17 protein-coding genes are annotated in these 19,924 nt (G+C 63.7%); 3 read left to right on the top strand and 14 right to left on the bottom strand.

Annotated features, from left to right (window positions below; translation table 11 throughout):
• Positions 1-120 precede the first annotated feature (120 nt).
• Entirely contained in the window at positions 121-381 is a 261-nt protein-coding gene (locus CUJ90_RS33170; protein WP_073427605.1) for a hypothetical protein, read from the top strand.
• A 153-nt stretch (positions 382-534) separates the two neighbouring features.
• Here CUJ90_RS33170 and yoaA read toward each other — a convergent pair whose 3' ends face one another.
• The 3 genes from yoaA to CUJ90_RS06480 all read right to left on the bottom strand — a co-directional run bounded on the left by yoaA (position 535) and on the right by CUJ90_RS06480 (position 4,110).
• Positions 535-2,811 (bottom strand): DNA repair helicase YoaA, encoded by a 2,277-nt coding sequence (gene yoaA, locus CUJ90_RS06490; RefSeq protein ID WP_114162229.1) that lies wholly within the window; start codon positions 2,809-2,811, stop codon positions 535-537.
• Positions 2,812-2,875: 64 nt separating this feature from the next.
• Positions 2,876-3,094 (bottom strand): DUF465 domain-containing protein, encoded by a 219-nt coding sequence (locus tag CUJ90_RS06485; RefSeq protein ID WP_073427603.1) that lies wholly within the window; start codon positions 3,092-3,094, stop codon positions 2,876-2,878.
• 128 nt (positions 3,095-3,222) lie between these two features.
• Entirely contained in the window at positions 3,223-4,110 is an 888-nt protein-coding gene (locus CUJ90_RS06480) for a hypothetical protein (protein ID WP_235004808.1), read from the bottom strand.
• On the opposite strand from CUJ90_RS06480, the gene CUJ90_RS32800 reads away from it, so the two are divergent.
• Positions 4,109-4,393 (top strand): hypothetical protein, encoded by a 285-nt coding sequence (locus CUJ90_RS32800; protein WP_167363268.1) that lies wholly within the window; start codon positions 4,109-4,111, stop codon positions 4,391-4,393. The two genes, CUJ90_RS06480 and CUJ90_RS32800, sit on opposite strands and share 2 nt — an antisense overlap.
• 136 nt (positions 4,394-4,529) lie before the next feature.
• Complete coding sequence (locus CUJ90_RS06470; RefSeq protein WP_114162227.1) at positions 4,530-6,881, top strand: Tex family protein; 2,352 nt, start codon at positions 4,530-4,532, stop codon at positions 6,879-6,881.
• Between the two features lie 201 nt (positions 6,882-7,082).
• Here the strand turns inward: CUJ90_RS06470 and CUJ90_RS06465 are convergent, their stop codons facing one another.
• The 11 genes from CUJ90_RS06465 to bamB all read right to left on the bottom strand — a co-directional run bounded on the left by CUJ90_RS06465 (position 7,083) and on the right by bamB (position 19,855).
• Positions 7,083-8,969, bottom strand: coding sequence for a potassium transporter Kup (locus CUJ90_RS06465; RefSeq protein ID WP_073427599.1), 1,887 nt, complete (start codon positions 8,967-8,969; stop codon positions 7,083-7,085).
• Positions 8,970-9,255: 286 nt separating this feature from the next.
• Positions 9,256-9,846, bottom strand: a complete 591-nt coding sequence (locus tag CUJ90_RS06460) for a phosphoribosyltransferase (RefSeq protein ID WP_073427598.1) — start codon at positions 9,844-9,846, stop codon at positions 9,256-9,258.
• Between the two features lie 3 nt (positions 9,847-9,849).
• Positions 9,850-11,196 carry an adenylosuccinate synthase gene (locus CUJ90_RS06455; RefSeq protein WP_073427597.1) on the bottom strand — a complete coding sequence of 449 codons (1,347 nt, stop codon included), beginning with the start codon at positions 11,194-11,196 and terminating at the stop codon, positions 9,850-9,852.
• 202 nt (positions 11,197-11,398) lie between these two features.
• A complete protein-coding gene (locus CUJ90_RS06450; RefSeq protein ID WP_114162226.1) occupies positions 11,399-12,550 on the bottom strand; it encodes an ATP phosphoribosyltransferase regulatory subunit in 1,152 nt (383 codons plus the stop codon).
• 200 nt (positions 12,551-12,750) lie between these two features.
• Positions 12,751-12,942 carry a DUF2065 domain-containing protein gene (locus tag CUJ90_RS06445; protein WP_007181354.1) on the bottom strand — a complete coding sequence of 64 codons (192 nt, stop codon included), beginning with the start codon at positions 12,940-12,942 and terminating at the stop codon, positions 12,751-12,753.
• A gap of 44 nt (positions 12,943-12,986) precedes the next feature.
• Complete coding sequence (hflC, locus tag CUJ90_RS06440; RefSeq protein WP_114162225.1) at positions 12,987-13,889, bottom strand: protease modulator HflC; 903 nt, start codon at positions 13,887-13,889, stop codon at positions 12,987-12,989.
• Positions 13,890-13,901: 12 nt separating this feature from the next.
• Complete coding sequence (gene hflK / locus CUJ90_RS06435) at positions 13,902-15,266, bottom strand: FtsH protease activity modulator HflK (protein ID WP_073427594.1); 1,365 nt, start codon at positions 15,264-15,266, stop codon at positions 13,902-13,904.
• Between the two features lie 49 nt (positions 15,267-15,315).
• Positions 15,316-16,539, bottom strand: a complete 1,224-nt coding sequence (gene hflX / locus CUJ90_RS06430) for a GTPase HflX (protein ID WP_208645240.1) — start codon at positions 16,537-16,539, stop codon at positions 15,316-15,318.
• 30 nt (positions 16,540-16,569) lie between these two features.
• Positions 16,570-16,806: an RNA chaperone Hfq gene (gene hfq / locus CUJ90_RS06425; RefSeq protein WP_006051315.1), complete on the bottom strand. Its 237-nt coding sequence runs from the start codon at positions 16,804-16,806 to the stop codon at positions 16,570-16,572.
• 143 nt (positions 16,807-16,949) lie between these two features.
• Positions 16,950-18,287, bottom strand: coding sequence for a ribosome biogenesis GTPase Der (der, locus tag CUJ90_RS06420; RefSeq protein WP_083083376.1), 1,338 nt, complete (start codon positions 18,285-18,287; stop codon positions 16,950-16,952).
• Between the two features lie 422 nt (positions 18,288-18,709).
• Positions 18,710-19,855 carry an outer membrane protein assembly factor BamB gene (bamB, locus tag CUJ90_RS06415; protein ID WP_073427591.1) on the bottom strand — a complete coding sequence of 382 codons (1,146 nt, stop codon included), beginning with the start codon at positions 19,853-19,855 and terminating at the stop codon, positions 18,710-18,712.
• Positions 19,856-19,924: the final 69 nt, after the last annotated feature.

Genomic DNA, 19,924 nt, shown 5'->3' with positions numbered 1-19,924 from the left:
GTAGGGAAGATTCCAGCTCGTGAAAAGAGCGTCTCCACCAGCGGCCCAGGTCGGTGTTGGAGCACATTACCGGTATTATTTTGCGCTGTTGCTTACCTTTAACCATAAAAGGACGTGATCATGAAGAAATCCCTCCTCGTAGCATCCCTGTTGGCAGCCGTGGCACTGGCTGCATGCAACAAGAGCAACGACCAAGCCGCTGCCCCGGCTAGCGACGCAGCTGCTGCTTCGGCACCGGCTGCTGCTGCTTCGGACGCCGCTACTGCTGCTTCGGGTGCGGCTGCTGCTGCGAGCGATGCTGCTGCTTCGGCTACGACCGCTGCTTCGGATGCAGGCGCTGCTGCTTCGGCTGCTGCTCCGGCTTCGGGCGCAAGCCAGTAAGCTGTCGCGTAGGGTTCGCCTCTGGGCGAAAGCCGCATCGGGAGATCGTCGCGATTTCCCGGGCGGTAAAGCAAAACGCCACGGATTCACATCCGTGGCGTTTTGTCATTTGAGCGCCGTTTTTACAGCGGTATTCACTCAATGCCGAAAGGCTTATCGATCGCGCGCCGCGTGATCTTCATTCTCTTCGAAAAACTCGCGCACCACTTCGATCTCCCGCGTGCGTTTGAATGGCGGCAAGCTCTGCCATATGCGGCGCCCATACGGTTTGTCGACGAGGCGCGTGTCGCAGATCATCAGCACGCCGCGATCGGTCTCAGCGCGAATCAGACGGCCCGCGCCCTGCTTTAGCGTGATCACGGCCTGCGGCAGTTGATGGACGGCGAATGGGCTCAAGCCCTTCTTGGTGAGCGCATCGAGACGCGCGGACAAAACGGGATCGTCAGGCGGCGCGAACGGGAGTTTGTCGATCACCACCAGCGATAGCGCATCGCCTCGCACGTCCACGCCTTCCCAGAAACTTTGGCTGCCCACCAGAATCGCATTGCCGTATGCCCGGAAGCGATCGAGCAACTCGGTGCGGCTCGCGTCGCCCTGCACGAGAAGCGGGTTGTTCCAGCCGCGCGCTTCAATCGTGTCGCGCAACTTCGCCGAGATGCGGTCCACCGCGCGCAGCGTCGTGCATAGCACGAATACGCCGCCGCCCGATGCTTCGATCGCGGGCAACGCGGCGTCGAACACGGCGTCGGTGAACATCGGCGACGACGGCTGCGGCATATTGCGCGGCACATACAGGAGCCCTTGCGCCGGGTAATCGAAGGGACTGGGCAATGTCATCGAACGTTTCGCGTTCAGGCCCATCTGCGCAGCGTAGTGGGTGAAGTCGCCGCGCACCGACAACGTGGCCGATGTAAAGATCCACGCGCGCGGCACGCCGGCGCGCTGCTTCGCAAAAATCGGCGCGACGGACAGCGGTGTTTCATGCAACTGCACGGTATGAGCGAAGACTTCGATCCAGCGCACCTTTTCATTCGGGTCGGCGCGCCCGGTCTTGCCGTCCTCAGACGCGACGTCGGCGGCTTCGCGCTCGCTCGCGGTGGGCGGCGTGGTCCAGCCCGCGAGCACGCCTTGCAACTCGCGCGCCCGGCGCAAGCACGCGCCGATCGATTCAGCTCGCTCGGCCTGATTCGCCAACGCGGACGTCAAGGCGCCGAGTTCGGTGTCCAGCGTTTCGAGTGCGGGGAATAGCGGGTGATCGTCGGGCAACTGGCCGATCGACAAACGCACCGAGTCTTCCTTGAAGGCGAGCCGCACATCACGCGCGGCGCGCTCGAGCGTCGAGCCGAGCTTGACCCAGTCGACCGCTTCGCGCGCGTGGCCGAGGCCCTCGGCCACCGAATCGCGGGCGAGTTCGAGGAACTGCGCGGTGGAAAGCGTCTCGCCGAAAAACAGCGTGGCGGTTTCCGGCAATTGATGCGCTTCGTCGAAGATGACGGTGTTGGCCGTGGGCAGCAATTCAGCCATGCCGGTATCGCGCAACATGATGTCGGCGAAAAACAGATGGTGATTGACCACCACGATATCGGCCTGCTGCGCCTCGCGGCGCGCCTGCATCACAAAGCAATCCTTGTAGTGCGGGCACTCCTGGCCGAGACAGTTTTCGCGCGTGGAGGTGACCATCGACCACACCGCTGCCGTTTCGGGCACGCTCGCGAGTTCCGCCTTGTCGCCGGTGCGCGTGATCTTGGCGAAGCGCACGATGTCCTGCAAATACGAGGTCTCCTGGCGCGACGGCAAACGGCCGTTATCCGCGGTGCGCTGGAGATAGTAATGGCACAGGTAGTTCGCGCGCCCCTTGAGCATCGCCACCGACACCGGCACAGCGAGCGCGTCGCGCACCGTCGGAATGTCACGCTGGAAGAGCTGATCCTGCAAGTGCTTGGTGCCCGTGGAGACGATCACCTTGCCGCCCCACAGCATGGCCGGCACCAGATACGCATAGGTCTTGCCGGTGCCTGTGCCCGCCTCGACGATCAGCGTATTTTCGCTGCCGTCGAGTGCGTTCGATTCATCGCTTGCAGCGACCTCGGCCGCCGCATCGCCGGCTTGGGACTGCAGACGCCGCGCCGGACGCTTTTGCGCGTCGAACATCGCGGGCTCCGGCATTGCACGGCCCGAGGCTTCCATCGCGGCGGCGACGGCGCGCGACATTTCGATCTGCGAGGCACGCGAGCGATAGCCGTCGATCTGACGCGCCAGCAAGCCGTTCTCGGCGAAGATCTCGTCCAGTTCGGCGACGCGGCGCGGATTCAATGCGGCGCTCAATGCAGACGCGGCAGGACGCGCCGACGGCATGCCGACTTGCGGCGTGCCGCCGCCGGACGGATCGTCGTTCGTCGCACGGGATGAAGTTTCAAGCGGTGAATTCAAGGCAAGCGCTTCCTGCAAAGTCCGGCTCGCGCGGCGCGCGCCCGGCGCCTGCCAGGCCGCGAACTCAGGCGCGTGCGTCCGGTTCGAGCTGCAATTGCAGCAAGATGATGGTGTCCTTGACCTTAAGTTTGCGCTTTTTCAGGCGCTGCAACTCGAAGTCGTCGATGCCGGGCTCATCCGACATTCGGTCGATCAAACGATCGAGCCCACTGTGCTCCGATTCCAGTTGCAGAATGCGGTCGCGAAGTGTGTTCGCGTCGATGACGTGATGTTGATCGCGCATGCTCGCCTCCTCTCGTCTGCGGCGCGGACCGCGTGTGCGGCCCGATGCCTGAGGTTGCTGTCCGGCTTAAAACGCGTTACGACGGCTGCGGCCCCGCTACTACCTTGCGCGAGCCCACTACAGCACGTCTACTGCTGCTGTTGCTGCTGCTTTTTTTGCTGCTCGAGTTCCTGCTGCTGTTTCAACTGTTCCTGACGCTTCTGCTCGGCTTTCTCGGCAGCCTGCTTCTGGCGTGCCTCGACGTCGGCCTTGTGCTGGACGGCATCGGCCTGCTTCTTCTCGAAGCTCTGCTGCTTCTGAGTGCGCTCCTGAGCCTTTTGCGCGCCCTGCTGACGCGCCTGCTCGAGTTTGCGCTGGAAGTCGCTCTGCTTCTGGTCGTAAGCCTTCTGATTAGCTGTGGCTTGCGACGGGCTGATGCCGCGCCGCGCCTGCTCCAGTGCATGCTGACGCTGCTTCTCCTGATACGCCTGCTCGTTGGCGCTGCGCTGCGGCGCCTCGGCGTTGCGCTGCGCCTGGTTGAGCTCGTGCTGACGCTGCTTCTCTTCATACGCCTGCGCGTTGCGCGCGTCTTGCGCCGCGCGCTCGGGCGCGCTTGCTTCGTCCTGAGCGCGCTTGAGCGCTACCCGTTCGTCGCGCTCGCGGGCGCGCAACGCGCGTTGTTCGCCGTCGAGCGCGAGTTGCTCCTTGCGAATGTCGGCCTGCACGGTGCGCATGCTGTCGCGCGCCTTGTTCAGGCAGCGGTTGACGAAGAACTTGCTGTAGCAGTTGTGTTCGGCGACGGCATAGCGGTAGTTGTTTTCCTCGGAGCGCTGATCGAGGACCCGCTGCCGCGAGTCGAATGCGCTGTGCAGCGATGCGGTGTCGGATGCCGCATCCGCGCCGACGGCGCTCGGGCCGCCTGTCGCGCCGGCTGCCTGCACGCCTGACGCGGTGGCGGCCGCTGCGGGACCGCTCGCCGCCAGCGTCGCGCTGCTGCCCAGCGGCGCTGCGGATTGCGCCGCAGCGGGCGCGGACATGGCGAGCATTGCCGCCATGACGCACGATGCGCACGACCCGGAAAACACTCCATTGGAAACGAGCCCGAATCTGGACGCGGACCGCGACGCCGACCTCGGCGCGCTAAGCGGCGAGCCTGTCAAAAGTCGCGCCATGAGCGGCTGCAAATGCGGCAACAGGAACGTCAACGGTTGTGACAAGCGAGAGACCAAGCAGGAGCCCAGGCGGTTGAATGACAAGGAGGTCGGCAACGTCGTAGAAGGTCAGCGGAACATGCCCGAAATTCTATCACCCCGCGGTTGAGCCCTCCGGCATTTATGGCAAAATGCCCCGCTCTAGCAACCAGGCCGCGGCGCGCAGCCCGACGCGCCCTCCACGCGCCCCGCCTCTGCAATCAGCGCGCGGCCTTAGACTGAGTCCGCAGGAACATCAAGACCTTATGACGGAAACCGTAGCACTCAAGATCGTACAGCGCATCGCCGCCGAACTGTCCGTCCAGCCGCGCCAGGTCGCGGCCGCGGTGCAACTTCTCGACGAAGGAGCGACTGTTCCGTTCATCGCCCGCTACCGTAAGGAAGTGACCGACAATCTCGACGACACGCAGTTGCGCAATCTCGAGGAACGCCTGCTGTATCTGCGCGAACTGGAAGACCGGCGCGCCGCGATCATCGCCAGCATCGACGAACAGGGCAAGCTCACCGACGAGCTGCGCAGCGCGATCGAAGGCGCGGACAGCAAGCAGGTGCTGGAAGACCTGTACCTCCCCTACAAGCCGAAGCGTCGCACGCGCGCGCAGATCGCGCGCGAAGCCGGCCTCCAGCCGCTCGCCGACGCGTTGCTCGCCAATCCCCTGCTCGACCCTCAAACCGAAGCGGCCGCCTACGTGGACGCCGAGAAAGGCGTCGCCGACGTCAAGGCCGCGCTCGACGGCGCGCGCGACATCCTCTCGGAACAGTTCGGCGAGACCGCGGACCTGCTCGGCAAGCTGCGCGACTACCTGTTCAACCAGGGCGTGGTGTCGTCGAAAGTGGTCGAGGGCAAGGAGAACGCGGAAGAAGAGAAATTCCGCGATTACTACGATTACGCCGAGACCATCAAGACCGTGCCGTCGCATCGCGCGCTGGCGCTGTTCCGCGGCCGCAACGCGGGCGTGCTGATGGTCAAGCTGGGCCTCGGCGAGGAATTGGACGCGCAGGTGCCGCATCCGGGCGAGGCGCTGATCGCGCGCCACTTCGGCATCGCCAATCAGAACCGTCCGGCCGACAAGTGGCTCTCCGACGTGTGCCGCTGGTGCTGGCGCGTCAAGGTGCAGCCGCACCTCGAGAACGAACTGCTGACCAATCTGCGCGATGAAGCCGAGCACGAGGCGATTCGCGTGTTCGCGCGCAATCTGAAGGATTTGCTGCTGGCCGCGCCCGCTGGACCCAAGGCCGTGATCGGTCTCGATCCTGGCCTGCGTACCGGCGTGAAGGTGGCGGTGGTCGACCGCACCGGCAAGGTGCTCGCCACCGACACGATCTACCCGCACGAGCCGCGCCGCGATTGGGACGGCTCGATCGCGAAACTCGCGCGCATCTGCGCGCAGACGCAGGCCGAGTTGATCAGCATCGGCAACGGCACGGCATCGCGTGAAACGGACAAGCTCGCGAGCGAACTGATCGCGCGTCATCCGGAGTTCAAGTTGCAGAAGATCGTCGTGTCCGAAGCCGGCGCATCGGTGTACTCGGCCTCCGAACTGGCGGCGAAGGAATTCCCCGACATGGACGTGTCGCTGCGCGGCGCGGTGTCGATTGCACGCCGTCTGCAGGATCCGCTCGCGGAACTGGTCAAGATCGAGCCGAAGGCGATCGGCGTCGGCCAGTATCAACACGACGTGAACCAGCGCGAACTGGCCCGCTCGCTCGACGCGGTGGTCGAGGATTGCGTGAACGCGGTCGGCGTGGATGCGAACACCGCCTCCGTCGCCCTGCTTGCCCGCGTGTCGGGTTTGAATGCGACGCTGGCTCGCAATATCGTCGACTATCGCGACGCGAACGGTCCGTTTCCGTCGCGCGAACATCTGCGTAAGGTGCCGCGTTTGGGCGACAAGACCTTCGAGCAAGCGGCAGGCTTCCTGCGCATCAACAACGGCGAAAATCCGCTCGATCGCTCGTCGGTGCACCCGGAAGCGTATCCGGTCGTCGAACGCATGCTCGCGAAAATCAACAAGCACGTTGGTGAAGTGCTGGGCAATCGCGAAGCGCTGCGCGGCCTGTCGCCGAGCGAATTCGTCGACGACCGCTTCGGGTTGCCGACCGTGCGCGACATTCTGCTCGAACTCGAAAAGCCGGGCCGCGACCCGCGTCCCGAGTTCAAGACCGCGACGTTCCGCGAAGGCGTCGAGAAGGTCAGCGATCTGACGCCGGGCATGGTGCTCGAAGGCGTCGTGACGAACGTGGCGGCCTTCGGCGCGTTCGTCGACGTGGGCGTGCATCAAGACGGTCTCGTGCACGTATCGGCCATGTCGACCAAGTTCATCAAGGACCCGCATGAAGTCGTCAAGGCCGGGCAGATCGTCAAGGTGAAGGTGCTCGAGGTGGACGTGAAGCGCCAGCGGATTGCACTCACCATGCGTCTCGCCGACGAGTTCGGCGCAGCCGCGGCGCCGCGCGGCGGTAGCGGTGCCCAGCAGGACCGCGGCGGCCCTGGCCGATCGGGTGGCGGCGGGCGCGGCGCGCAACAGCCGCGCTCGCGCGAGCCGGAAACGGGCGGCGCAATGGCCGCGGCTTTCGCCAAGCTCAAGCAGAAGTAAGTTCGCGCGTTCGGTGCGTGATTCGCTCATGCGCTGAATGCGTTCACGCGCTGAGCGTCATGCGTTGAGCGTTGGCGCGACAAGGCGATGAGCCGCGCCACGAACCCGACCCTCCAACAAAAAGCCCACGCAAATGCGTGGGCTTTTTGTTGCGCGCGCCTTCGGCATAAAGGCGCTCAACATTCAGCGGCAGCGCCGCCGTCAGATCTCGATCTTCGTCCCCAACTCCACCACCCGATTGGCCGGAATACTGAAGAAGTCGGTCGGCTTCGCGGCGTTCTGATGCATCCATGCGAACACCCGTTCGCGCCATACCGACATGCCCGGCAATTGCGTCGGCACCACGGTTTCGCGCGCGAGGAAGAACGACGTGTCCATCATCTCGAAGGTCATGTCGTGCGTGCGACCCACCTCGAGCAGCACGGCCTTCACATCCGGCGTTTCATTGAAGCCGTACGCGGCCTTCACGAGATACAGACCGCCGTCGATGTCCTTGACGGTCACGCGCTCGGCGTCGTTCACGTACGGAATGTCGCGCGTGACGAACGTGAGGAAGATGGTGCGTTCGTGCAGCACCTTGTTGTGCTTCAGGTTGTGCAGCAAGCTCACGGGCACGAGCGTATCGCTGCCGGTCAGATAGATTGCCGTGCCCGAAACGCGGTGCGGCGGGTGCGCGAGCAGACCTTGCAGGAACGGCATGAGAGGAATGCCGTCGGCGGCCGTGCGTTCCTTGACGATCATCCTGCCCTTGAACCAGGTCATCAGCAGGAAGAACAGCAACGCGCCGATACCGAGCGGCAGCCAGCCGCCCTCCTCGACCTTCAGCAGATTGGCGCCGAAAAAGCCTAGATCGATCACCATGAACACGCCGATGATCAACGCCACGAGGAACTTGTTCCAGTTCCACACATTCACCATCACGACGCACGCGAGGATGGTCGTGATCACCATTGTCGCCGTCACCGCAATACCGTATGCGGCGGCAAGATTGTCCGAACTCTTGAACGCAATCACGATGCACAAGATGATGAACAGCAGCATCCAGTTCACCACCGGCACGTAGATCTGACCGATCGCCAGTTCCGACGTGTGCAGGATCTTCATCCGCGGCACGTAGCCAAGCTGGATCGCCTGGCTCGTCAACGAATACGCGCCGGAAATCACCGCTTGCGACGCGATCACGGTCGCCACCGTGGACAGCACGACGAGCGGCAGCACGCCCCAATCCGGTGCGAGCAAAAAGAATGGGTTTTCGATGGCCTTGGGGTCATGCATCAGCAACGCACCCTGACCGAAATAGTTGAGCACCAGCGACGGCATCACGAGCGCATACCAGGCCATGCGGATCGGCTTCGCGCCGAAATGGCCCATGTCGGCGTACAGCGCCTCCGCGCCGGTCAGCACCAGCACGACGGAGCCGAGCACGACATAAGCCTGCAACACGTGCGTGGCCATGAACGTGTACGCATAGTACGGGTTCAGTGCGCGAATCACGTTCGGAGACTGCGTGATGTGCCAGATACCGAGCACCGCGAGCACCGCGAACCATACCAGCATGATCGGGCCGAACAGGCGCCCGACCATCGCCGTGCCGTGCCGCTGGATCCAGAACAGCAGCACGAGGATCACGATGGTGAGCGGCACCACCAGATGCGACAGATTAGGCGCGGCGATTTCGAGGCCCTCCACCGCCGATATCACCGAAATCGCCGGCGTGATCACCGCGTCGCCGTAGAACATGCAGGCGCCGAAGATGCCGAGCATCATCAGCAAGCCGGCCATTTTCGATTTATCTTCGAGCGAGCGTAGCGCCAGTGCCATCAGGGCGAGCACGCCGCCTTCGCCGTTGTTGTCGGCACGCATCACGAACCACACGTACTTCACGCCGACGACGATCACGATCGCCCAGAACATCAGCGATATCACGCCGAGGATCGATTGCTCGGTGAGAGGAATACCGTGTGACGGGCTGAACGCCTCTTTCAGCGCATACAGCGGGCTCGTGCCGATGTCGCCGAACACCACTCCGATCGCTGCAATCGCGAGCGAAGGCAGAGGCTGTTTGTGCACGTGATTGGTATCTGTCATAAACGTGTGGAAATCCGTTCCCTGAGCGGAAAAAACGAGCGCTATTCTAAACTGCTCGCCCGATGCCGCCCGGCTTGTTGTGGATACACCACGTGGATGGTCCGCGCAGTGTAGCACTGCGATATGGGTGCGTCTGCCGCCCGAGGCGTATGGTCCGCAGTGTGTGGCATTGCGCCGTTGGCGAGGCGCCACGCGGTGATATGCGCACGGCGCGCACAAAAAAACGGAGCCCAACCGGACTCCGTTTTCTGGGTGCGACCCGACAGGTACGACGCCGAAGTGCGCATCACGCCTCCGGCGACTCCTGCGCTTGCGCCGTGCCGCGCTTGATCCACGCGCCGAGGTTGTGCGGACGAACCGTGTCCCACTCCTCGAACGGTTGATGAATCCACGGATTGGTGGGCAGATACTGCACGTGATAGTCGGGCTTTACTTTCGAGCAGCCCTTATACCAGAGCACCGCCGAGCGCACCGAGGTGATAGCCGGGTAACGTTCCTTCAGATGCTGCTGCACGCGCGCCAGCGTCACGCCCGAGTCCACCAGGTCGTCGACCAGCAGCACGTTGCCGTGCAACTCGCCGCGCGTCATCGTGATGTATTGCGCGATGTCGAGTTCGCCCTGCTCCGTGCCGGCCGCTTCGCGGTACGAGCTGGTGGCGAGAATCGCGAGCGGCAGATCGTAGATGCGCGAGAGCTGATCGCCGACACGCAAACCGCCGCGCGCGAGGCACAGGATCTTGTCGAACTTCCAGCCCGACTCGTGCACGGCGAGCGCCAGCAGTTCGATCAGCCGGTGATACTCGTCCCAGCCGACCCACAGGTTCTTGTCGTCGTTGCGCGGATCTTTCATCGCAATCATGGGTACACCCTGCACCATGGCTTAAGCCTTGAACGGATGACGCAACAGAATGGTCTCGTCGCGATCCGGGCCGGTCGACACCATGTCGATCGGAATGCCCGCGACTTCCTGCACGCGCGAGAGGTACGCACGCGCATTGGCGGGCAGCTTGTCCCACTCCTTGATGCCAACCGTGCTTTCCTTCCAGCCCGCGAAGGTTTCGTATATCGGCTCACAGCGCGCGACTTCCGATGCGCCACGCGGCAGCAGGTCGACGTGCTTGCCGTCGACCGTGTAGCCGACGCACAGCTTCACTTCGTCGACGCCGTCGAGCACGTCGAGCTTGGTCATGCACAGGCCCGACACGCCGTTGATCTGGATCGAGCGGCGCAGCGCGGCGACGTCGAGCCAGCCGGTGCGGCGCGGACGGCCGGTGACCGAACCGAATTCCTTGCCGACGGTGGCGAGTTCGAGGCCGATCGCTTCCTGACGGGCGGCGTTGTCCGCGTCGTACAGCTCGCTCGGGAACGGGCCCGAACCGACGCGCGTGCAATATGCCTTGGTGATGCCGAGAATGTAGTTGAGCTTTTGCGGACCCACGCCCGCGCCTGCGGTGGCTGCACCCGCCACGCAGTTGCTCGACGTGACGAACGGATAGGTGCCGTGGTCGATGTCGAGCAGCGTGCCTTGCGCGCCTTCGAACAGCAGGTTGTTGCCGGCCGCGTTTTCGTCGTATAGACGGCGCGACACGTCGGTGACCATCGGCTTCAGACGGTCGGCATAACCCAGCATCGTATCGAGCGTTTGCTGGAAGTCGACAGCGGCGACGCCCAGGTATTGCGTGAGTACGAAATTATGGTAGTCGAGGTTTTCACGCAGACGTTCGGCGAAAGCTTCCGGCTCGAACAGGTCCTGCACGCGTAAGCCGCGGCGCGCCACCTTGTCTTCGTAAGCCGGGCCGATGCCGCGGCCGGTGGTGCCGATCTTGCTCGCGCCACGGCGCGCTTCGCGGCCCTGGTCGATGGCAATGTGGTACGGCAGAATCAGGGTGGCGGCTTCGGAAATGAACAGGCGCTTCTGAACGTCGACGCCGGCGGCTTCGAGTTCGCCGATCTCCTTGAACAACGCTTCCGGCGACAACACGACGCCATTGCCGATGTAACACGCGACGCCGGGATGCATGATGCCCGACGGAATCAGACGCAAGATGGTTTTCTTGCCGCCGATGATGAGCGTGTGGCCGGCATTGTGACCGCCCTGGAAGCGAACGACGCCTTGAGCGTGGTCCGTCAGCCAGTCGACGATCTTGCCCTTGCCTTCATCACCCCACTGGGTCCCCACGACGACGACGTTGCGCCCGGGGTTCACATTCACTGCGCTGGCAGACATGTTGTTTCGTAAGCTGGTTAAAAACGTATTCTACCTATCTTCGCGGAACCTTCCGAATTTTTCCGTTTCCGCTCAACGGTATGCACGTCATGGGTGAGTGTGCCGAAGGTAACGCGGCCCCAGGCCGCGCCGGGTCCGGTGAAGCTACGGACGCCTTCGGAAATGCGATGAAGATACCCTTCGGGCAATTCGACCTGAACGCTTACGCGCGCGGCTCGACGACCCATGCGCCGTTGCGCTCGACCAGCACGCGGTCGAACGCGAATTCGTCCAGATCGTGCTCGTGGCCGGGCAGCGCCTGAATCACCACTTCGCCGGCATCGCGCAGCGCGGCGACACTCACTCGCAATGCGTCGTCGTGCTGCCACGGCGCGAGAATCGCGCTGCTGCGGGCTTCGACCGGCGAGATGCGCGCGACTTCGCGCAGGTCGAGCGAAAAGCCGGTTGCCGCGCGCGCGCGGCCGTACGCCAGGCCTACGTGGTCGTAACGGCCGCCGCGCGCCACCGCGTTCGGCACGCCGTCGACATACGCCGAGAACATCACGCCGCTGTGGTACGCGTAGCCGCGCAGATCGGCCAGGTCGATCATCACTTCAGCGCCCGTCACCTGGCTTGCGAGGAACGCGAGGTCGTCGAGCGCGCGAGCGATGGCCGGCGCGTTCGGCAAACGGGCACGAGCCTCCTCGAGCACCGAGGCGTCGCCGTACAGCGTGGGCAGCGCGCGCAATGCGTCGCGTGTGACCGGCGTGAGACCGGCGGTCAATTCGACCAGACGCGGCACGTCCTTGCCTGCCAAGGCGTCGTAGAGCGACTGGCCCAGTTCGGCCGCGGCGGCTTCGGCGTCGATCAGCGCAGCGAGCACGCCGGCGTGACACAGGTCGAGCCGAACTTTCGCGAGGCCGGCGAGCCGCAGCGCGTCGAGCATCAGCTGCTGGATTTCCAGGTCCGCCTCGAGACCGGCATGACCGTAGATTTCTGCGCCGATCTGGATCTGCTCACGCGTGGCGTGCAAGCCGCGCGGACGCGTATGCGCCACATTGCCCGCGTAACACAGACGCGTCACGCCCTGACGGTTCAGCAAGTGCGCATCGATACGCGCGACCTGCGGCGTGATGTCGGCCCGCAGGCCGAGGGTGCGCCCGGAGAGCTGATCGACGAGCTTGAAGGTGCGCAGATCCAGATCGTGGCCGCCGCCGGTGAGCAGCGACTCGATGTACTCGAGCAACGGCGGCATGACCATCTCGTAGCCGTACGAGCGGAAACGGTCCAGCAAATGGCGCCGCAACTCTTCGATCTTGCGGGCTTCCGACGGCAGCACGTCGGCGATATTCTCGGGAAGTAACCAAATCGACATCGATGCAGTCCTACGACGTTGAACACGGCGGATGGGTGCGCCGGTAAGTGAGTATGAATGGCGGACGGCGGCTCGATTCTGGCGGTTATCGAGGACGTCGGAGAACCCCGGAAGAGACCCACGGGGACCAGCATCACCCTCTGCGGCCAACACGCGTCGATCACGACTGGCGCCTCGCGGCGCCGTCAGCGCGGCGTGCCTCAGGTCACGATGAACAGCAGAATCAGCCCGAGCACCATCACGATCAGCCCGCCGACGCGGATCTGATGCGGCGGCCGTTCCGCTATTTTACGGAACGTGTCACGCCAGGCGCTCGGAAAAACGAACGGAAACATTCCCTCGATAATCAGCATCAATGCGATCGCGAGCAGTAACGAGCCGGCTATATCCATGCGAATGAAAAGGCCGCGATGCGGATGCCGCGGCGTTCCGGTTATCAGGGTTTGCGCGCAGCCGCGGAAGCGTCCGGGGCCGCGGCGCCGGTCGGGCCACGCATGAAGCGGAAGAACTCGCTGCTCGGGTCGACCACGATCACGTCGCCTGGCTTGAAGGTGTTCCGGTATGCCTGCATGCTTTGATAGAACTGGTAGAACTGCGGGTCGCTGCCGTACGCGGCGGCGGCGATTTCAGCCGCCTTCGCATCGCCCTCGCCCTTGATCGTCTGCGCCTGACGGTAGCCGTCCGCAAGAATCGCCTGCTGCTTGACGATTGCATCGGCCTTGATCTGGCCGGCCTCGGCGGCGCCCTTCGTACGTTCGTCGGCGGCAAGCTCCTGGCGCGCGGCGATCATCCGCTTGTAGACCGCGTCGGCCATCGACGCCGGGAAATCGACGCGCGTCAGCTGCACGTCGATCACCGAGACGCCGAGCGATGCCGCGGCCTTTTCCATCGCGCCGCGTGCTTCGTCGGCAACGGCCCGCTGTTTGGCCAGCGCCTCGGCGAGGGTGTATTTGGCGAAAGCATCGCCGAGCGCGCTGCGCGACACCAGCGCGAGCCGGTCCGGCAAGCTCTGCACGTCGCCCTTCGTTTCGGCGATCAGCTTCAGCGGATCGGTCACGCGGTATTTGACGACCGGATTGGCCAGCAGATCGGTTTTGTCCGACGTGACGAAGCGGTCTTCGTCCGGCGCATCGAGCGACTGGACGCGGTTATCGACCAGCGTGAGCGTTTGCAGCGGCGGCGGCAGTTTGACGTGCAGCCCCGGTCCGAGCAACGTGGGCGCGCCGTCGCCACGCGACGACAACACCGCCATATGCCGCTGATCGACAACGAACACCATCGACGAAGCGGCGAGCAGCACGATCACGACCGCAACCACGAGCGCAATAATCTTGTTCATGTGGTGCGCTCCTTATTGAACGTCGTCTTCGCGCGTACGGCTGCGGAAGGAGTCGCGTGAACGCAATGGATCGCTGCCGGCCCCGGCCTGGCTCGCCGGCGTCGCAACCGCGGCGGGCGCGGAAGCGGCGGTGGATGGTGCGGCGGCACTACCCGGCGCTGGCGGCGTGGCGGTGGCGCCCGATGCGGCTGCGGCGTCGGCAACGCGCTGACGGGTCTGCTCGACCAGCTTGTCGAGCGGCAGATACAACACGTTGTTGCCGCTCTTGCTGTCCACAAATACCTTGGTCGTATTCGAATAGATTTGCTGCATGGTTTCCAGGTACATGCGCTCGCGAATCACCGCGGGCGCTTTCGAGTACTGCGCGTAGACCTGCTTGAAGCGCTCGGCGTCGCCCTGGGCCTGGGCCACTGTCTTGTCGCTATACGCTTTCGCTTCGTCGATCTGGCGGGCCACGTCCGCCTGCGCGCGCGGCAGGAGATCCGCGGCATAAGCCTCTGCTTCGCGCTTCGCACGCTCGTTTTCCTGGCGGACTTTGGCGGCGTCGTCGAAAGCCGCCTGCACCTGATCCGGCGCCTGCACGCCCTGGATCGTCACACCGGTGACGGCGAGGCCGGACTGGTATTCATCCAGGGATCGCTGGATCGCGGCCACCAGTTGCTGGCGGATCGCTTCGCGATCCTGATAGAGAATATCGTTGGTGCTTCGCGATCCGACAATGCCGCGCACCGCCGCCTGCGCGGCCTGCATCACGCTCTGGTCCGGGTCGGCGCTGCGAAACAGATAGTCGGTTGGCTTCTTCACCTGATACTGGACGGCGAAGCGCACGTCCACGATGTCCGCGTCGTGCGTGAGCATGGACGCATCCTTCACGTTCGCGAGACGCACGACGTTGTTGCGGCCCACTTCCACCTGGCGGATCTGGCCAATATTGACGAGATCGTGCGCCTCGAACGGATACGGCAGACGCCAATGCACGCCCTGGCCCGCGGTATAGCGATATTTGCCGAACTGCATCACGACGGCGGCCTGGCCGTCCTGCACGACGAATACGCCGCTGCCCAGATAGATCGCAATCAGCACGCCGATCACGATACCGACGCCGATGCGCGCGCCACGTCCGTTGTCGGAACGGCCACCGCCCGCACCGCCGCCCTTGCGGCCGAACATGCGGCTCAAACGGCGGTTGAAATCGCGCCACATCTCGTCGAGATCGGGCGGGCCTTCACCGTCCTTGCCATTCTGCGGACGCCTGGGTTCATTGGGCCGTTGGCGCTCGCCATTGCCGTTGCCGTCGCCCCGGCCCCAGCGCGGATCGTTCAGTGAAAGCATGGCGCGCATGCGCAGCCAGATACTCCGCTCGTTGTAATCGTTCACCTGTGTTCGTTCACCAGAGTAGACAGCGGGTCAATGCAATTGGAACGGGTCAGTGCCCGAGTTCTGGGACCTTGCGGTCGTCGCGCGGTGCTGCCGACCGGTCTTCTTCCGACAGATCGACCTGGGCGTCGGGAAGATCTGGAAGAGGTTCGGCAGTAGCGATTTCGGCGATGGCTGCGCGCAACGTATCCAGACCTTGCCCCGTGCGCGCGCTCAAAAAGACGCGCGAAATATTACCATACTCGTCGCGCTCGACCGCCTCGCCACGGGCCGCCAACTCCGGCACCGCGTCGATCTTGTTGAACACCAGCACTTGCCGGATGGTGTCCGCACCGATTGCGTGCAATACCTCGTTCACCTGGTCGATCTGGTCGAGGCGCACCGCGCTCGACGCGTCGACCACGTGCAGCAGCAAGTCGGCGTGAATGGTTTCCTCGAGCGTGGCGCGGAACGCGGCCACCAGTTGGTGAGGCAATTCGCGGATGAAGCCGACCGTATCGGACACCACCACCTGTCCCGCTTCATCGCCGAGATAGACACGCCGCGACGTGGTATCCAGCGTGGCGAACAGTTGGTCGGCGGCGTACGCCTGGGCTTTGGTCAGCGCATTGAACAGCGTGGATTTGCCCGCGTTCGTGTAGCCGACCAGCGAGACCGACATGGTCTGGTTGCGCGAGCGCTGGCGGCGCTGCGTGCCGTGCTGACGGCGCAATTTTTCGAGCCGCGTCTTGAGCGCCTTGATGCGCTCGCCGATCAAGCGGCGATCGGTTTCGAGCTGCGTCTCGCCGGGGCCGCGCAAACCGATACCGCCTTTCTGACGTTCGAGGTGAGTCCACGCGCGGATCAGCCGAGTCGACAGGTACTGCAGTTGCGCGAGTTCCACCTGCAACTTGCCTTCGTGGCTGCGCGCGCGTTGCGCGAAAATGTCGAGGATGAGACTCGTGCGATCGACCACGCGCCGGTTAAGCGCCTGCTCCAGATTGCGCTGCTGCGCAGGTGCCAGAGCGTGATTGAAAATGACGAGTTCGATGTCGTTCGCCTCACACGCGAGACGCAGTTCCTCGGCCTTGCCGCTGCCGACGAACATCTTGGCGTCGGGACTGGCCCGGCGCCCGGTGAGGGTGACTAGGGGATTCGCGCCCGCGCTTTGCGCGAGCAGGCTGAGTTCTTCGAGACTGGCTTCGAAATCGATCTTACCGAAGTCGATGCCGACAAGCGCTGCATTGATCAAATTGGAGGGTATCAAAATGAGGCGGCCGGGAGTAATCGCCAACGGGCGACGCTACGCCGGCCGCGACGGGGGTTAGGACTGTTCGGAATCCGGGTGGAAGTTCACCGGACGGGCAGGCACGACAGTAGAAATTGCGTGCTTGTAGACCATCTGGGTGACCGTATTCCTGAGCAACACGACGTACTGGTCGAACGATTCGATGTTCCCTTGAAGCTTGATGCCGTTGACCAAGTAGATCGACACCGGCACATGCTCTTTACGCAGTGCGTTCAAAAACGGGTCTTGTAACAATTGCCCTTTGTTGCTCATAGCAAACTCCGTGTTTTTTTGCAGGTTGACTGAATTGACGACGAAGGAAAAAGAGATCCGCCGTCAACCGCTACACTATAGCCGATTTTCGTTTTTGCGCGAGGGACCTGGCCATGCGGCCAAAGCCAGCATGCACGCGGGTTTCAGCCTTTGTCCGCGTAAGGGTTCGTCGATGATCTGAACTCTATTCGCAATGGAGTCCCGGTCAGCTTGAAAGTTTCGCGGAAGCGGTTTTCGAGGTAGCGTTTGTACGTGTCGGTGATCGCATCGAGTGCATTGCCATGAATCACGATGATCGGCGGATTCTGTCCGCCCTGGTGCGCATAACGTAATTTCGGACGCACCGGACCGCGCCGGCGCGGCTGCTGGAATTCGACTGCATCGATCAGCGCGCGCGTGAGCTTCGGCGTCGGCAGCTTGGCCATCGCAGCGGCATAGGCGTCGTCGACCGAACGCATCAGCGGGCCGATTCCGGTTTTCTCCGCGGCGGAAATGAAATGGAACTTGGCGAAGTCGAGAAATTTTAGTTTGCGCTCGAGGTCCGCCTTGGTGCGGTCGCGCACATGCGGATCGAGACCGTCCCACTTGTTCACGCCCACCACCAGCGCGCGGCCCTGCTCCACCACGAAGCCGGCGATGTGCGCGTCCTGCTCCGAGATATCCTGGCGAGCGTCGAGCAACAGGATCACGACGTTGGCGTCCGAGATCGACTGCAGCGTTTTCACCACCGAAAATTTCTCGATCGCTTCAAACACCTTGCCGCGGCGACGCAAACCGGCCGTGTCGATCAGCGTGTACGGCTTGCCCTGCCGTTCGAAATCGACGTAGATCGAATCGCGCGTGGTGCCCGGCATGTCGAACGCGATCACGCGTTCCTCGCCAACCAGCGCGTTGATCAAGGTCGACTTGCCGACGTTCGGCCGGCCGACGATTGCGATCTTCACGCCGCGCGCCGCCTTCTCTTCGTCGCCCTCTTCCGGCTGGCCGGCGTACGCGACGCCGAGCGCCTCGTTGATCATTTCCGTCACGCCGTCGCCGTGCGCGGCGGAAATCGCGCGCGGGTCGCCGAGACCGAGTTCGTAGAAGTCGGCGGCGACGGTGCTGTACTTCATCCCCTCCGCCTTGTTGACGACGAGGAAAATCGGCCGGCCGGTCTTACGCAGATAGTCGGCGATCGATTTGTCTTGCGGCGCGAGACCGTTGCGGCCGTCGACGATGAACACCACGACGTCCGATTCCTCGACCGCCTGACGCGTTTGACGCGCCATCTCGTGCAGGATGCCGTCTTTCGCGACCGGCTCGAAGCCGCCGGTATCGACGACCAGATACGGCCGATCGCCGGCGCGCCCTTCGCCGTAATGGCGATCGCGAGTGAGACCGGGCAGGTCGGCAACCAGTGCATCGCGCGTGCGCGTGAGACGGTTGAACAGCGTGGATTTCCCCACATTGGGGCGCCCAACCAGGGCAATAACGGGTTTCATCAGATGTTGTTCACGGTGAAACGCGGGATCGAAATCGACCGCCCGCGTAGCGACGCCATGCGGCCGCTACACGGCAGCGTTTGACGAAAATTATCACGAATTCGACCAGCTCCGGCTGCGCTCTCAATATGCGCACCCGGGTGGACGGGGGTTTGGCTGTATGGGCAGCGCCAATCAGGCCGCCAGGTTCAGTCTTTCCTGCTCGGCGGCTCGCATGTCGGTTCGAATACGATTCTCTACCGATTGACGAAGATCGCGCCGAAAGTGGCGCCGCAAGCAGCCACCGATGGCCAGTAGGCCGTTTTCATCCGACTTGCCGGACCAGCCAGTCCGGCGGAATATTTTTTACTGACTCCGCTACACACTAAAAACGCGTGCGGCCGGCAAAGCCGGCCCGCACGCTTGACGCCGAACCTGTGCGATCAGCGCGGACGGTAGCCGTACAGATCGCCGTCGTGCGTCTGCACCACCAGCGTTTCGCCGGCCAGTACCGGCGCGGCGGTAATTCGACTGCCGTCGGTCTTCGCACGCGCCACGAGTGTGCCGTCGTCGCGCGACAGGAAGTGCACGTAGCCCTGGTAGTCGCCCATCACCGCCGCATGGCCCAACAGGAAAGGCACGCCAAGGTCGCGGTTTTTCAGCTTGTCGTTCTTCCACAGCGGGTTGCCGCTGTTGACGTCGAACGCCGATACCACCGACCAGTCGTCGGGCGCGACCACGGCGCGGTCATCCTGCGCCAGGCCGCTCGTGCTCGAGAACGCCTTTTCCCACACCGCGCGGCCCGAGTTCGCGTCGAAGCAGCCGATCTGGCCTTGAAAAGTCACCGCGCAAGTTTGCGAACCGACCAGCGTGGGCGGACCGGTCACGTCATTGATACGCTCGACCTCCGTCACACCCTTCGGATACGACACCGGCGTCTGCCAGTAATTGTCGCCCGACTGCAGGTTGATCGCGGCGAAAGCGCCGCCGGGGAAGCCGGCCAGCACGGCTGCGTCGCCCGCGAAGGTCATGCCCGACGACACGCGCAGATTGAGCGGCACCGCGCGGTTGCGGTAATTCCACTTCTGTTCGCCGGTTTGCGCGTTGAACGCGACGATCTGCCCGTCGACCGTGCGCACGACGACGAGCCCATTGCCGACGAGCGGCGGCGAGATGATTTCGCCCGGCGCCTTCGCGGTCCACAATTGCTTGCCGTCCGCGCCGAGCACGTAGACATCGCCCTTGAGTCCGCCCACCGCGGTGAGCGTGCCGTCGCTGCCCACACCCGCCGAGAGATCGTCGCGCAGCTTGACGCGCCAGATGTCCTTACCGGTTTGCGCATCGATCTTCGCCACGGAGCCGTTGGCGCCCGCCGCGTACACCGCACCGCCCACCGCGACCGGCGAGAACAGGTAACGGCCCGCCTTGCCGACGCTCGTCTTCCAGACTTGCTGCACGTCGAGCACGGGTTTGAACTCGGTGAGCGGCGTCGGCTCGCGGCGCTCGTCTTTCGTGGATGAGCAAGCCGCCATGACGAGAACGGTCATCGCACAGACAACGGGCACAGCGTAACGTTTCAGCAGATTCATCGGTGGACGAAGCATTCAGGAGATTAATTAAAGGAGACCGGTTGGTCGTTGCATGCGGCGCGCTGCACG

The sequence above is a fragment of the Paraburkholderia terricola genome (assembly GCF_003330825.1).
Lineage (GTDB): Bacteria > Pseudomonadota > Gammaproteobacteria > Burkholderiales > Burkholderiaceae > Paraburkholderia > Paraburkholderia terricola.
Note: the sequence above shows the minus strand (reverse complement) of the source record. Positions and strands in the feature narration are given on the sequence as shown.

Coding starts and splice junctions, on each gene's coding strand:
- CUJ90_RS06485 (WP_073427603.1), bottom strand. CDS start 3,094: ATGCGCGATCAACATCACGTCATCGACGCGAACACACTTCGCGACCGC.
- der (WP_083083376.1), bottom strand. CDS start 18,287: ATGAAACCCGTTATTGCCCTGGTTGGGCGCCCCAATGTGGGGAAATCC.
- CUJ90_RS33170 (WP_073427605.1), top strand. CDS start 121: ATGAAGAAATCCCTCCTCGTAGCATCCCTGTTGGCAGCCGTGGCACTG.
- CUJ90_RS06455 (WP_073427597.1), bottom strand. CDS start 11,196: ATGTCTGCCAGCGCAGTGAATGTGAACCCCGGGCGCAACGTCGTCGTC.
- hfq (WP_006051315.1), bottom strand. CDS start 16,806: ATGAGCAACAAAGGGCAATTGTTACAAGACCCGTTTTTGAACGCACTG.
- CUJ90_RS06450 (WP_114162226.1), bottom strand. CDS start 12,550: ATGTCGATTTGGTTACTTCCCGAGAATATCGCCGACGTGCTGCCGTCG.
- CUJ90_RS06465 (WP_073427599.1), bottom strand. CDS start 8,969: ATGACAGATACCAATCACGTGCACAAACAGCCTCTGCCTTCGCTCGCG.
- CUJ90_RS06460 (WP_073427598.1), bottom strand. CDS start 9,846: ATGGTGCAGGGTGTACCCATGATTGCGATGAAAGATCCGCGCAACGAC.
- bamB (WP_073427591.1), bottom strand. CDS start 19,855: ATGAATCTGCTGAAACGTTACGCTGTGCCCGTTGTCTGTGCGATGACC.
- hflC (WP_114162225.1), bottom strand. CDS start 13,889: ATGAACAAGATTATTGCGCTCGTGGTTGCGGTCGTGATCGTGCTGCTC.
- CUJ90_RS32800 (WP_167363268.1), top strand. CDS start 4,109: ATGGCGAGCATTGCCGCCATGACGCACGATGCGCACGACCCGGAAAAC.
- CUJ90_RS06480 (WP_235004808.1), bottom strand. CDS start 4,110: ATGTCCGCGCCCGCTGCGGCGCAATCCGCAGCGCCGCTGGGCAGCAGC.
- CUJ90_RS06470 (WP_114162227.1), top strand. CDS start 4,530: ATGACGGAAACCGTAGCACTCAAGATCGTACAGCGCATCGCCGCCGAA.
- CUJ90_RS06445 (WP_007181354.1), bottom strand. CDS start 12,942: ATGGATATAGCCGGCTCGTTACTGCTCGCGATCGCATTGATGCTGATT.